The sequence below is a fragment of the Streptomyces sp. PA03-5A genome, assembly GCF_033792725.1.
Lineage (GTDB): Bacteria > Actinomycetota > Actinomycetes > Streptomycetales > Streptomycetaceae > Actinacidiphila.
The window spans coordinates 131769-145579 of sequence record NZ_JARAVL010000008.1 but is presented as its reverse complement, the minus strand read 5'-3'; the positions used below and the strand labels follow the sequence as shown (position 1 = coordinate 145579).

Here is a 13811-nt window from a genome sequence, read left to right as displayed (position 1 = left end):
ACGTGCCCGCGAGCAGCCCGCGGTACCAGGCGACGGTGGCGTCGAGCGCCTCGCCGAGCGGTGCCGGCCCCGTGCCGAAGGCCCGCTCGAAGGCCGAGGAGTCCATGACCTGCGGCTCGGTGTGCGCGCTGGCCGAGGCGTACCGCGCGTGGGCGGTCCGCAGGCCCCACCGCTACCTGCTGGTCCAGGGCACGCCCGTCCCCGGCTGCACCGCCCCGGCCGACACCGTGGAGCGCGCCAGGGCGGCCCTGGGACCCTTCCTGGAGGTCTTCGCCACGGCCTCCCCCACCGCGGCCGTCCTCCCCGTCGTCGAGGAGACGGACAGCTGGGCACGCCGCGACGACGCCGTCGCCGCCTGGGTGACCACCCACACCGGGGAGCGCGCCGCGGCGGCCCCCGGTGTGCCGCTGACGGGCGCCGTGCTCGCGTGGTCCCACCTGCACGGCGCCGTCGGCCTGGAGACGGCCGGCCAGCTCGAGGGCATGGGCCACAGCGGCGCCGCGCTCCTGACCGCCCGGATCGACTCCCTGGCGGATTCCTTCGGGCGCGCCTGAACCCGGGCCGAAGGGATCCGAACGGCTCCGAAGGGATCCGAAGGGCCGCGCGACCTAGGCCGGGTCCTACGCCTGCGGCCGGTTACGCCGCCGCGGCCCCCCGCCTAATGTCCTGGCCATGGATACGACAGGGACCCTGGACGAGGCGCTCCAGCGACTGCACAGATCGGGGCCCGAACGCCTCGGACGACTCACCAACCACGCGCCGATGGCCGTCGAGGCCCTCGCCGCCCACGGACAGGCCCGTTCGGTGCACCGCTGGCTCGACCTCTACGCGCGCAAGCTCGAGGAGTTCCCGTCCGGCACCGAGCCGGTCACGGCCGGCAACTGGCGTGCCGCGCTCGGCGATCCGCGCCGGGCCGGCGACTGGATCGGCTACTTCGGGCGCGAGATCGCCGAGCATCCCTGGCGCGAGGTGCTCACGCTGTGGTGGCCCCGACTCCTGCCCGGCTTGTACGGCGGCTCGACGCACCCGGTGATCCGGGTGGGCCACGCCGTACGCACCCTGCTGGCCGGCGAGAGCACCGGACCCCGTCTGGCCGAACTCGCCCACGGCCTCGGCTACTGGGCCGCCCGCCACCACGCCGTCGCGGACCTCGCACCCCTGCCCGGCGCGGGCAGCGCGGCCGCCGCCCTCGACGCGGTCGTGCCCCTCGCCGTACGAGACGGCGGCTTCCCGGCCCGGCTCGGCCGCGTCACGGGCCTGCCGGTGTGGGCGGCGGCGGTCACGGACCCGGACGAGGCCCGAACCCGCCTCACCGAACTGGTGCGGGCGGCCACCCACCGGTACGCCACCCACGGCCACGGCGAGGAGACGATGCTGGTCCACGCGGCCACTGCCCCCAACGCCGTCCTGCGCACCCTGCCCGCGCTCCCGCGCGCCCTGTGGGTGCCGAGCCTGCGGGCCGCCTGGACGGCCTCCGCCGCGGTGACCGCGATGTACGCGCCGGACGCGCCGGTCGCGTACACCCCGCCCGGCACCTTCACGTCCGAGGAGGTCTTCGAACGGGCCCTGGAGCACGGCGACGAACACGTCATCAAACTGACCGACACCGCCCTCGACGTCGGCGACGGACCAGCCCTGGCGGCCGCCCTGCGCTCCATCGAACTGAGCGAACCGTTGCGGTAGTCGGTTGTCCGGCGGGGCTTGGACGACAGGACCTAACGGCCCCGGGTGCCCGGTGAGCGGCGCAGCCGGAACAGCAGGGCGATCGCGGCCATGCCGCCAAGCAGGGTGGCGCTGCCGAGGGCCAGCAGGGTGCGCCCCGGTCCCTCGCTCTCGGCGGCCACGGGCTGGGTGGCCGGGGTACGCACGGCGTCCCGCGGAGAGGCCTGGGCGGCCGCGGGGGATCCGGCCGTCCGAATGGCGGAGGGGGACGCCGTGCCCTTTGACGCCGCGGCTTCGGGCGTCGCGGAGGCCGAAGCCGGCGAGGGCTTCGCCGGCTTCGCGGGCTTGGCCGGTGCCTTGGCCGCGGCAGCCGGGAAGACGACGTCGGAGCACGAGTAATACGTGTCGGGTGTCGAGAAGTTCTGCCAGATCGTGAAGAGGACGTGGTGCCCGGTGCGGTTCGAGGGCAGCCGCCCGCTGATGCGGTAGGCGCCGCCGGACACGGGCGGGTCGGTGACCTTCACGAAGGGGTCGCTCGCCAGCGACGACCAGGTCAGCGGCCGGGTCGGGTCGTAGCCCTCCTTCGTGAGGTACAGCCGGAACGTGCCCTGGTGCGGGATGGTCGTTCCGTACGCCATGGTGAAGGCGGCGCCCGGCGTCAGCCGGGTGGCCGGCCAGTCGGAGCGCGGCAGGTCGAGGCCACGGAAGGCGGCCAGCCCGCCGCTGCACAGCTTCCCGTCCGGGATCACCTGGCGGTCGCGGCCCGCGACCCCGGCGACGCGGAGGTTGTCCCAGTCCGCGAAGGGCCGGCTCCCGCCGTTGGCGGCCGCGGCGGCCCGGCAGGCGGCCGTCCCCACGTACTGTCCGCTTCCGGACGCGCACGCCGCGGCGCGGCTCACCGGGGACACCGGCGCGCCGTGGGCGGCCGCCGGTCCCGCCAGGGCCAGCGGCAGCAACGCGGCCGTGCCTGCGACGACGGAGCTGAGCACGTGGCGCGATGGGGCCATGCCGGCCGCCTTCCTGTTGCCGTTCGGTGGATCGGAACGCACGTCCCCTCGTAGTACGGACGGTCGGCGGGGGGTGTTCAGCCGGGTGGGGGGTTCCCCGGGAACCGGTCGCCGAGGAATCGTGTCTGTTGAGGAAAAGTCGACGCGGTCGCCGGCACCGCGCCACATGCAGGGGGGACAAGTGAATGAGCGGCTGGAGGGCTCCGGGGTACACCGAGGCCAGAGAACTGGGCTCGGGCGGCTGCGGTCGCGTGGTGCTCGCGTCCCATGACGCCACGTCAACGCCTGTCGCGATCAAGTACCTGAGCGACGAACTGCGGGGCGACCCGGAGTTCCTGCAGGAGTTCCGAGCCGAGGCACAGCTGCTGGGAGGTCTCCACACCCCATATGTCGCCAGTCTGTACGAGTACGTGGAGGGTCCCGCAGGGGCGGCCATCGTCATGGAGCTGGTCGACGGCTTGGCGCTGAGGGCGTTACTCCGCCAGGAAGGAGCCACCGGGCCCGAAGCAGCCCTGGTGGTGCTCAAGGGGTCGCTGCTCGGCCTCGCCGCCGCCCACCGCACCGGTGTGGTGCACCGCGACTACAAACCGGAGAACGTCCTGGTCGCGGCGGACGGATCGTCGAAGCTGGTTGACTTCGGCATCGCCCTGCGCAGCGGAACCAAGGGGGCCGTGGCGGGAACGCCCGCCTACATGGCCCCCGAGCAGTGGAACGGGCGCCCGGCATCGCCCGCGACCGACGTGTACGCGGCGACCGCGACGTTCTACGAGTGCCTGACCGGCCGCAAGCCGTTCCAGGGTGAGAACTTCGCCGAGCTGGCCGTTCAGCACATCGAAGCGCCGGTACCGGTCGGGCAGGCACCGGAGCCGGTGCGTGAGCTGATCCTGCGCGGGATGGCGAAGGACCCGGCGCTGCGTCCGGCGGACGCCGAGGCGTTCGTGGCGGAACTGGAGGTGATCGCGGGAGCGGCCTACGGGAACGACTGGGAGGAGCGAGGGCAGCGCAGGCTCGCCGCGCTCGCGGTGCTGTTGCCGCTGCTCTTCCCGTCGGCGGGACCCGGGCCGGGGACGGTCCACCTGGCCACGACCATGGTCGGCGGCGGCGCACGGCGCCTGACACGTCAGGGCATGCTCGCCGCGGTGGGCGGTGTGGTCATCGCCGGGCTGCTGACCTTCGCCGCGGTGGCCTCGGGTGAGGGCCCGCACCAGACGACCGCCAACTGGACAGGGGAAACGACGAGAGCGACCCCACGCGGCACCTCCGAAGCGCCGGGGACGACGGCTCCGCCGGGCAGTCCCTCGCCCGGCTCCCCGAGCCCGTCGCCCTCCACGCCGGAGAGCGCCCCGGCCTCCACCGGGGCGACCGCCGTCACCACGCCGGCCGCACCGACGCCGACCACGACGGCCTCGGCCACGGCTTCCGCGTCCGTGACGGCGACGCCGACGGTGTCGCCCTCGGCATCGACGACACCCCCGGTGAGCGTGAGCGACGTCTCGGTCACCTCGCTCGCCCAGACGGGTGTATTCAGTGCCTCGGCCACGATCCGGCTGCGCACCAGTGATGCACGCCCCGTGACCGTCACGGTGACCTGGTACACGAGCGACGCGAAGGGAGAGCCCGGCACCGCCGACGGCGCACAGACCTTCACCCGCAGCGGTTCCACCTCGTACTCCTTCACCGCCGACCACACGTTCCCGCGGGGCAGCGGCTGTTGGTTCGGCGCGGCCGCCACCACCGACCCGACGGCGGCCAACGGGCAGTCGTTCCAGCAGATCCTCACCCGTGGTTGCGTGATCACGTGAACGGGTCACGCGACCTCCCACCCGAGGAGGACACCGAGCGCACCTTCCGTCTCGGCCTCACGGACGCGGCGCCGAACGACGCGACCCCCCAGGACGCGAGGCCGCACAGCACGGCGCCGCAGGACGCCGATCCCGAGTACAGCGCGACCGTCCTCGCCGAGCACTGGGCGCCGTCGGCACTGCCGACGGCCCGGCTCGAGCCCGTGGTCAGCGCCGAGGCGGCGGTACCGACGGTGAAGGCCGGCCCCACCGTCGTCCTGCCGGACCGGGTCGAGGGCGAGGTCATGCGGTTCGGGCCCGGCGTCACACCCGCCGCGGCGGCCCGGGCCAACGTCGCCGCCGAGGTGTGGCGGGGCCGGATCACCCCGCTTCCGCCGCCCGGACCGCATCGTCGCAGGTGGCCGCGGCGGTACGTACTGGCCGGTGCGGTGCTGGTGGCGGTGCTCGTCTTCCTGGCCTGGCAGCGCTTCGGTCCGGGCCTCGAGGTGAAGCGGGTGACGGTGACCCCGTCCCCGTCGGCACCCGCGTGCGACACGACCGTCGACCTCGTCGCCGTCGTCACGACCAACGGGCGCCCGGGCACGATCAGTTACCGATGGCTACGCAACGACGGCACCTCCTCCGACGTGCTGTACGAAGAGGTGCCCCGCGGCCGCCACGAGGCACGGCTGCACCTGCTGTGGACCTTCCGCGGTCACGGCACGTACCGGGCGGAGGCCGAACTGCGCATCATCACACCCGGCCACCGCGCCGTCACGACGGGTTTCTCGTACGTCTGCCCGTGACCCCCGCGACCCCCGAGCCCGCCCGCGCAGCCTGTGCGCGGGCGGGCTCAGCCATATGACGAGGCCTCAGCACACAGCCGTCGCCTTTTAACTCTCTTGACCGGGACGACCACTCTCGGTAGCGCTTATCGCATCTCCGCGGCTTTCCCGCAACCTTGCGAATCGGTGGTTTTTCCGCCTTTCGGGAACGGTACTCGTCGATTCATCGCGACTTCCCGAGCATTTGCGCAGTCCAGGGCCGCGACATACCACTTCGATCATCTTCGAGTGGCAGTCCGAACGAGGACGGCGGAGACTACGAGGAGCGACATATGGTTGTATGGCGAGAGAAGAGCTCACGACCGCATGGCTTCCGGATTACTCGCTCCGGCCCATAGCCGGGGCAAGAGGGACACCGGGTACCGGCTTTACCGGCCGCCCGTGGTCGACTTTTCCTCAAGGAGCTCACATCGTGGAAAAATCTGCAGAGGTCCTGGCGTCGGATCCCGCTTCGGATCCCGATGAATCTTCAACCACCGGGCGCCCCTACACCGCCCCGGCCGACGGCACGGAAAGGATCCTCGCCGACATCCTGGCGGGCATCGTGCACACGGACCGGGTGTCCGTCGACAGCCATTTCTTCACGGAAATGGGTGCCGACTCCCTGGTGATGGCACATTTCTGCGCCCGGGTGCGGAAGCACCAGGACCTGCCGTCCGTGTCGATGAAGGACATCTACCGGTACCCGACGATCAGAAGTCTCGCGACGGCCCTGGCGGACGCCCCGCCGGTCGGCGCCCTGACCCCCGCCACCCAGGCCCTCGCCGACGTGCCGCTCCCGGAGCCGATCCAGGTGACGGCGGCGAAGGGCACGCCGCGCTACGTGTTCTGCGGCGTGCTGCAGGCACTGTTCTTCCTGGGCTACTCGTACCTCGCCGCGTTCGTCGTGACGCGCGGGGCGGAGTGGATATCCGCCGGCACGAGCCCCTTCGACACCTATCTGCGGTCCGTGGAGTTCGGCGGCGCGGCCTTCGCGGGCGTCTGCGTCCTGCCGGTCGCGGGCAAGTGGCTCCTGGTCGGACGGTGGAAGCCGCAGGAGATCCGCATCTGGAGCCTGGCGTACTTCCGGTTCTGGTGCGTGCGGACCCTGATCCGGTCGAACCCCATGGTGTTGTTCGTCGGTTCACCGCTGTACGTGCTGTACCTGCGGGCGCTGGGCGCGCGAATAGGCCGCGGGGTGGCCATCTTCTCCAAGCACGTCCCGGTCTGCGCCGACCTGCTGACCATCGGCGACGGCACGGTGATCCGCAAGGACTCGTACTTCTCCTGCTACCGGGGGCACTCGGGGGTGATCCAGACCGGTCCGGTCACGCTCGGCAGGGAAGTGCTGATCGGCGAGGTGACCGTGCTCGACATCGGCACCTCCATGGGCGACGGCGCCCAACTCGGCCACGCCTCCTCGCTCCACAGCGGCCAGGCCGTCCCCGCCGGCGAGCGCTGGCACGGCTCCCCGGCCCAGCCGGGCGCCGCGGACTACCGCGTGGTCGCGCCGGTGCAGTGCGGCAGGAGCCGCCGTGTCACCTACTGCCTGAGTCAGTTGCTGATCCTCCTGGCCGCCTGGATCCCGGTCGCGGTCGGCGGGGTGGCGATCCTTCTCACGGTGGTCCCGCGCCTGGACCTCCTGCTGGAGCCGGGCCCGGTGGCCCTGACGACGTGGACCTTCTACGCCGACGCCCTGGCCGCCTCCTTCGTCCTCTTCTGCGGGGCGGTGCTGCTGGGCCTCCTCGTCGCGGTCACCGTGCCGCGGCTGCTGCACCCGCTCGTGAAGCCCGACACGGTCCACCCGCTCTACGGGTTCCGCTACGGGATCCACCGCACCATCGGCTTCCTCACCAACCGGAAGTTCTTCCGCGTCCTTTTCGGCGACAGTTCCGCCGTCGTGCACTACCTGCGCGCCATCGGGTACGACCTGTCGCCGGTGGAACAGACCGGCTCGAATTTCGGTACCGAGGTGAAGCACGAGAATCCGTACCTGAGCAAGGTCGGCAGCGGGACCATGGTCGCCGACGGACTGTCCATCATGAATGCGGACTACTCCAGCACCTCTTTCCGCGTCACCCGGACGGCGATCGGCCCGCACAATTTCCTGGGCAACCACATCGCCTATCCGCCCCAGGGCAGGACCGGCGAGAACTGCCTGCTGGCGACCAAGGTCATGGTCCCCGTCGAGGGGCCCGTCCGGGAGAACGTCGGACTGCTGGGCTCGCCCAGCTTCGAGATTCCCCGCACGGTGGACCGCGACAGCAAATTCGACCACCTGAAGGACGGCGAAGCGTTCCACCGCCTGCTGTCGGACAAGAACAAGCACAACACCGGCACCGCGGTGCTCCACCTGCTGCTGCAGTGGCTGCTGCTCTTCCTGGTGGCGCTGACCGCGTCCGTCGCCGCCGACCTCTACCCCGCGTACGGCGCCGCCGCGGTCGCGGTCGCGAACGTCGTGGTCCTGGTGGTCACCGTCACCTACATCGTGCTCGGCGAGCGCATCGTCACCAGGTTCCGCGGGCTGCGGCCGCTGTACTGCTCGATCTACGACCTCGACTTCTGGCGGCACGAACGCTACTGGAAGGTGACGGCCGCGACGGAGTACCTGAACGTCCTCAACGGCACCCCGTTCAAGAACGTCGTCTGGCGTCTGCTCGGCGTGCGGATCGGGCGCCGCGTCTTCGACGACGGCCTCTTCCTCCCGGAGCGCTCCCTGGCCGCCATCGGCGACGACTGCACCCTCAACGCGGGCACGGTCATCCAGAGCCACTCCCAGGAGGACGGCGCCTTCAAGTCCGACCACAGCACGCTGGGTGCCGGCTGCACCCTCGGGGTCGGCGCCCTCGTCCACTACGGGGTGACCGTCGGCGACGGCGCCGTGATCGCCCCGGACTCCTTCGTGATGAAGGGCGAGGAGCTCCCCGCGCTCGCCCGGTGGGGCGGCAACCCCGCCCGGGAGATGCCCGAGAACCCGAAGACCCCGAACAGCGGCGGCGATCGCGCCACCGCGCTGATCAGCGGTGTGTAGTCCCGTGGAAACCGCAAGTGGAGGCAAGTCGATGGACATGGCAGCGCAGGCCGGACGGGAGTTCTGGCGCGGAGTGCTCCTCAAGGGCGGGTTCACCGCGATCCCCCGCTGGACTCCCGAACCGGCCACCGGCGCCGCCGAGCACGTGGTGGCGGTCCCCGACGGCCTCACGGCGTCCGTGCGCCGTGTGGCCGAGGAGGTCGCCGTCCCGGTGGGCTCGGTGCTGCTGGCCGCGCACGCCAAGGTGCTGGCAGCGCTCGCCGGCGAGACCGACGTCGTGACCGGTTACGTCGCCGCGGGCGGCGCGGTGCTGCCGTGCCGGCTGTCGGCGGGTCCCGGCTCGTGGCGGTCCCTGCTGCTGGACGCGCACGGCGCCGAGTCGCAGCTGCTGGCCTTCCAGGACTTCCCCGTCGACGCGCTCCGCAAGGAGCTCGACCTGGCCGAGCCGCTGTTCGAGACGGTCTTCGACCTGTCCGGCGGTGGCGTCGAGCTCACCCCCGGCACCGTGCTCTGGGTGGGAGCCTCGGACCGCGACGGCCGGCTCTCGTTGCGGCTGCGCTACGCCAACGATGTCATGGACGAGGACGCCGCGGCCCGCGTCGCCGGCTACCACGTGGCCGCCCTGGCGCGGATCGCCGCCGACCTGGACGCCGAGCACACCCGCAAGAGCCTGCTGTCGGCGGAGGAGAACCGGCTGCAGCTCACCGGGATGGCCGGACCGCGCAGGAAGCTGCCGGACCGGCGGATGCACGAGCTGTTCGAGGAGCGGGTCCGGGCGCACCCGGAGGCGGTCGCGGCCGTCCACGGGGACCGCCAGTGGACCTACGGCGACCTCAACGCCCGCGCGAACCGCCTGGCGCATGCCCTCCTGGCGCGTGGTCTGGAGCGCGAGGGCGTGGTCGCGGTGGTCACCGAGCGGAACCTGGACTGGCTGGCGGCCGTGCTGGCGGTCTTCAAGGCCGGCGGCGCCTACCTGCCGATCGAGCCGCACTTCCCGGCCGGGCGGATCAGGAACACCCTGGCCCGGGCCGAGTGCCGGATGGCGCTGACCGAGCGCGGCAGCACCGCCACGCTGGACGAGGCGCTGTCCGCGCTCCCCGAGGTGCAGCGGCTGCCGGTCGAGGACGCCTACGCCGAGGACCACCCGAGCGAGGACCCCCGCGTGGCGGTCGCCCGCGACCAGTTGGCGTACATCTACTTCACCTCCGGCTCGACCGGGGAGCCCAAGGGCGCCATGTGCGAGCACGCGGGGTTCCTCAACCACCTCTACGCCAAGATCGACGACCTCGGCATCGGCGAGGGGCACGTGGTGGCGCAGACCGCCCCGCAGTGCTTCGACATCTCGCTGTGGCAGCTGGTCTCCGCGCTGCTCGTCGGCGGACGCACCCTGCTGGTGGAGCAGGAGACGATCCTGGACGCCGACCGCTTCCTCGACAAGGTCGTCGAGGGCCGGGCGAACGTCCTCCAGCTCGTCCCCTCCTACCTGGACGTCGTCCTGTCCGCCCTGGAGCGGCAGCCGCGCGAACTGCCGGACCTGCGCTGCGTGTCGGTGACCGGCGAGGCCCTGAAGAAGGACCTCATCGGGCGCTGGTTCGCCGTGCGGCCCGGCGTGAAGCTGGTCAACGCCTACGGGCTGACCGAGACCAGCGACGACACCAACCACGCGGTGATGGACCGGGTCCCGGACACCGACTGGGTGCCGCTGGGCCGGCCCGTCAACAACGTGCGGGTGTACGTCGTCGACGAGCACCTGTCCCCGGTGCCGCTGGGCGCGCCCGGTCTGGTCGTCTTCTCCGGGGTCTGCGTGGGCCGCGGCTACATCAACGACCCCGAGCGCACCCGGCAGGCGTACCTGACCGACCCCCACCACGCCGGTGAGCGGCTGTACCGCGGCGGCGACTACGGCCGCTGGCACCCGGACGGCACGCTGGAGTTCCTCGGCCGCAAGGACCACCAGGTCAAGATCCGCGGTTTCCGCATCGAGATCGGCGAGATCGAGAACACCCTGGTCCGTGCGCCGGGGGTGCGCGACGGCGCGGTCGTGGTCAGCGACGACGGCAGCCAGCTGGTCGCCTTCTACTCGGGCCCCGCGCCCGTGGAGGCGGACGTGCTGCGCGAGCACCTGGCGGCTTCCCTGCCCGCCTACATGGTGCCCGCGGCCTTCCACTGGAAGGAGAGCCTGCCGCTGACCGCCAACAGCAAGATCGACCGCAAGGCCCTGACGGCGCTCGCCACGGAGGAGACCTCCGAGCGGGACCCCGCCGGGACGGACCTGCAGGCCCCCGGCACCCCCGCCGAACTGCGCCTGGCGAGGGCGTGGGCGACGGTGCTCGGCGTCCCGCAGGAGCGGATCGGGCGCCAGGACCACTTCTTCGACCGCGGCGGCACCTCCCTGTCCGCCGTACGGCTGGCGATCCTGCTGGACCGCGCGATCTCCCTCAAGGACGTCACCGCGCACCCGGTCCTCGCCGACCTCGCCGAGGTGGTCGACGGCCGGACGACGCGCCGGCCCGGACTGCTGCAGGCCCTGTCGGAGCCGGACGGCGAGCCGCACGGCGCCCTGGTGTGCTTCCCGTACGCCGGTGGCAACGCGGTGAACTTCCGGCCGCTGGCCGCGGCCCTGCGGCCCGCCGGCTGTGCGGTCTACGCCGTCGAACTGCCCGGCCACGACCCGGCCGCCCGCGACGAGGACTTCGCGCCGCTGGCGCAGGTGGTCGACGCGGTGGTCGAGGAGATCGCCGGCCGCGGACTGTCCCGGATCCTGCTGTGGGGCCACTCCTCGGGCACCGCCCTCGCGGTGGAGACCGCCCGGCGGCTGCGGGAGCGGGGCGTGGAGGTCCAGCGCGTGTTCCTCGGCGCGCAGCTGCTCGGCGACTCCGCCGGACGGCGTGCCGCCGCCGACGCGCTGACCGGCCGCAGCGACGCCGACATCGCCGCGGAACTGAGCGGCGACGGCGGTTACGGCCAGCTCGCCGAGCTGGACAGGGCCCGTGCCGGGCATGTGGCCGCCGCCTACCGCCACGACTGCGTGGCGGCCCACCGATACTTCGCCGACGCGTTGGACTCCGCACCGCCGGTGCGGCTGTCCACGCCGGTCACCGTGGTCGTCGCCGCCGACGACCCGTACACGGCGGACCACTCCCGCCGGTACCGCGAGTGGCAGCTGCTGGCCGAGCACGTCGACCTGTACGAGCTCGCCCGCGGCGGTCACCACTTCCCCCGCACCTGCCCGGACGAGGTGGCGCAGGCGGTCCTGCGCGCCGCCGAACTCCTGGCCTCCCCATGAACGGCAACCGAGAGGAGACGCAGTTGTCGACCTCAGCTTCCCCTCCGTCCCTGCTCGACCTCGAGCTGCGGCCCGGTTCACCCCCGATCCTGCGCACCGGGGCCGTCCAGGACCCGGCGGGCTGGGCCGACGGGCACCGCGACGCGCTGCGCGCGGTCGTCGCCGAGCACGGCTCGGTCCTGATCCGCGGCCTCGGGCTCACCGACGCGGACAAGGCCGCAGGCGTGGTCAAGCGACTGGCCGGCCGGCTGACCGCAGAGAAGGAGGCCTTCGCGTCCCGGCGGACCTACGCCGAGGGCCTGTACTCCTCCTCCAACTGGCCGCCCAACCAGCCGATGTGCATGCATCATGAACTCAGCTACCGGCTCGAGTTCCCCGGCATGATGATGTTCGCCTGCCTGACCGCGCCGGAGAAGGGCGGGGCGACGGCGGTGGCCGACGCGCCGACCGTGCTCGAGGCGCTGCCGTCCGAGCTGGTCCAGCGCTTCGAGCGCGAGGGCTGGCTGCTCACCCGCAGCTACAACGACGAGATCGGGGCGACCGTCGCCGAGGCCTTCGGCACCGACGACCGCTCCGCCGTCGAGGACTACTGCCGCGCCAACGCCATCGCCTTCGAGTGGCAGCCGGACGGGGCCCTGCGCACCCGCCAGCGGCGCAGTGCCGTGGTCCGCCACCCGGTCACGGGCCGGCGCTGCTGGTTCAACCAGATCGCGTTCCTCAACGAATGGACGATGGACCCCGAGGTGCACGAGTACCTCGTGGACATGTACGGCGCCGAGGGCCTGCCGTTCAACACCCGCTTCGGCAACGGCGACCCGATCGGCGCGGACGTCGTCCAGCTGCTCAACACCGTTTACGAGGCGAACACCGCCCGCGAGCCCTGGCAGACGGGCGACCTGATGCTCGTCGACAACATCCGCACCGCGCACAGCCGCGAGGCCTACGAGGGCTCCCGTGAAGTGCTGGTCGGCATGGCCGACGCGGTGCGCCTGGCCGACTGCTCCCCGACCGTCGAGGTGACCACCGCATGACCAGCAACCGCTCCGCCGCACAGGGTTCCGCGCCCTCCGGGCCGCTCACCGTACCGCCGTTCGCGGTGGTCCCCGGTGTCCAGGTCCAGCGCGCGCTGCACGGGCGCGAGAAGCAGATCACGGAGCTCGTGGAGACCACCTACCGGCTGCACTCCGCCGGTGACTCGGTGAACCCGCCGTCGTACTTCCTGCGGTTCCCCGACCGTCCCACGGCCCGGATCATCGCCCTGCCCGCCTCGATCGGCGGTGACGTGCGCGTGGACGGCCTGAAGTGGATCTCCAGCTTCCCGGAGAACGTGGCGGCGGGCATCCCCCGCGCCTCGGCGGTGCTGATCCTCAACGACCACGACACCGGCTACCCCATCGCGTGCCTGGAGAGCTCCATCATCAGCGCCACCAGGACGGCGGCGATGGCGGCCCTGGCCGCCGACCGGCTGAGCCGCCCCGACCGGCGCCCGAAGCGCGTCGGATTCTTCGGGACGGGACTGATCGCCCGCTACATCCACACCTACCTGGTGGGCACCGGATGGCACTTCGACGAGATCGGCGTGCACGACCTGTCCACCGAGAGCGCGAAGGGCTTCCGCGGCTACGTCGAACAGACGGGCGCCCCGGGACGCATCACCCTGCACGACAACCCCGAGCAGCTCATCCGCTCGAGCGACCTGGTGGTCTTCGCCACCGTCGCCGGCGAGCCCCACGTACGGGACATGACCTGGTTCGGGCACAAGCCGCTCGTGCTGCACATGTCGCTGCGCGACCTCACGCCGGAGATCGTGCTCGGCTCGACCAACGTGGTCGACGACGTCGAGCACTGCCTGAAGGCGGACACGTCGCCGCACCTGGCGGAGCAGCTCACGGGCAACCGGGACTTCCTGGCCGGCACCCTGGACGACGTGATCGCCGGGCGGGTGGCGCTCCGCGAGGACCGGCCCGTGGTGTTCTCGCCCTTCGGCCTCGGAGTCCTCGACCTCGCGGTCGGCAAGTACGTCTACGACGAGGTGGCGCGCTCCGGCGAGCTGCGCGTCGTCGACGACTTCTTCCACGAACTGCGCCGGTACGGATGAACGGCCGCGACCCCGCCCCCACGACCCCAGGCCCCCGGACCTGGGCCCGGGCCCCCGACGGAGGGGCGGGCACCACGGCGACGGACGACAAGGAGCCGCATGCGGACGCACCTCCGGGAAAG

At 72.2% G+C, this 13811-nt stretch carries 9 protein-coding genes; 8 read left to right on the top strand and 1 reads right to left on the bottom strand.

Features of this window, described 5'->3' with window-relative positions; genetic code table 11:
- Positions 1 to 2 precede the first annotated feature (2 nt).
- Together PV410_RS12110 and PV410_RS12105 are read left to right on the top strand one after the other, a co-directional pair.
- Entirely contained in the window at positions 3 to 554 is a 552-nt protein-coding gene (locus PV410_RS12110; RefSeq protein WP_500324085.1) for a TetR-like C-terminal domain-containing protein, read from the top strand.
- Positions 555 to 672: 118 nt separating this feature from the next.
- The gene (locus PV410_RS12105) at positions 673 to 1683 is read left to right on the top strand and encodes a questin oxidase family protein (protein ID WP_500324084.1); all 1011 of its coding nucleotides are present in this window, start codon (positions 673 to 675) and stop codon (positions 1681 to 1683) included.
- 32 nt (positions 1684 to 1715) lie between these two features.
- On the opposite strand, the gene PV410_RS12100 is transcribed toward PV410_RS12105, so the two are convergent.
- Positions 1716 to 2669, bottom strand: coding sequence for a lytic polysaccharide monooxygenase (locus tag PV410_RS12100; protein WP_500324083.1), 954 nt, complete (start codon positions 2667 to 2669; stop codon positions 1716 to 1718).
- 185 nt (positions 2670 to 2854) lie between these two features.
- On the opposite strand from PV410_RS12100, the gene PV410_RS12095 reads away from it, so the two are divergent.
- The 6 genes from PV410_RS12095 (at position 2855) to sbnB (ending at position 13689) form a co-directional block, all read left to right on the top strand.
- Positions 2855 to 4471 carry a serine/threonine-protein kinase gene (locus PV410_RS12095; RefSeq protein ID WP_500324082.1) on the top strand — a complete coding sequence of 539 codons (1617 nt, stop codon included), beginning with the start codon at positions 2855 to 2857 and terminating at the stop codon, positions 4469 to 4471.
- Positions 4468 to 5256, top strand: coding sequence for a hypothetical protein (locus PV410_RS12090; RefSeq protein ID WP_500324081.1), 789 nt, complete (start codon positions 4468 to 4470; stop codon positions 5254 to 5256). The genes PV410_RS12095 and PV410_RS12090 overlap by 4 nt, the downstream gene beginning before the upstream one ends.
- Positions 5257 to 5704: 448 nt before the next feature.
- Positions 5705 to 8305: a Pls/PosA family non-ribosomal peptide synthetase gene (locus PV410_RS12085; RefSeq protein WP_500324246.1), complete on the top strand. Its 2601-nt coding sequence runs from the start codon at positions 5705 to 5707 to the stop codon at positions 8303 to 8305.
- A gap of 31 nt (positions 8306 to 8336) precedes the next feature.
- On the top strand, positions 8337 to 11591 hold the full coding sequence (locus PV410_RS12080; protein ID WP_500324080.1) for a non-ribosomal peptide synthetase: 3255 nt from the start codon (positions 8337 to 8339) through the stop codon (positions 11589 to 11591).
- On the top strand, positions 11588 to 12622 hold the full coding sequence (locus PV410_RS12075; RefSeq protein ID WP_500324079.1) for a TauD/TfdA family dioxygenase: 1035 nt from the start codon (positions 11588 to 11590) through the stop codon (positions 12620 to 12622). Before PV410_RS12080 ends, PV410_RS12075 begins: the two co-directional genes overlap by 4 nt.
- Positions 12619 to 13689 carry a 2,3-diaminopropionate biosynthesis protein SbnB gene (gene sbnB / locus PV410_RS12070; RefSeq protein WP_500324078.1) on the top strand — a complete coding sequence of 357 codons (1071 nt, stop codon included), beginning with the start codon at positions 12619 to 12621 and terminating at the stop codon, positions 13687 to 13689. Before PV410_RS12075 ends, sbnB begins: the two co-directional genes overlap by 4 nt.
- Positions 13690 to 13811 lie beyond the last annotated feature (122 nt).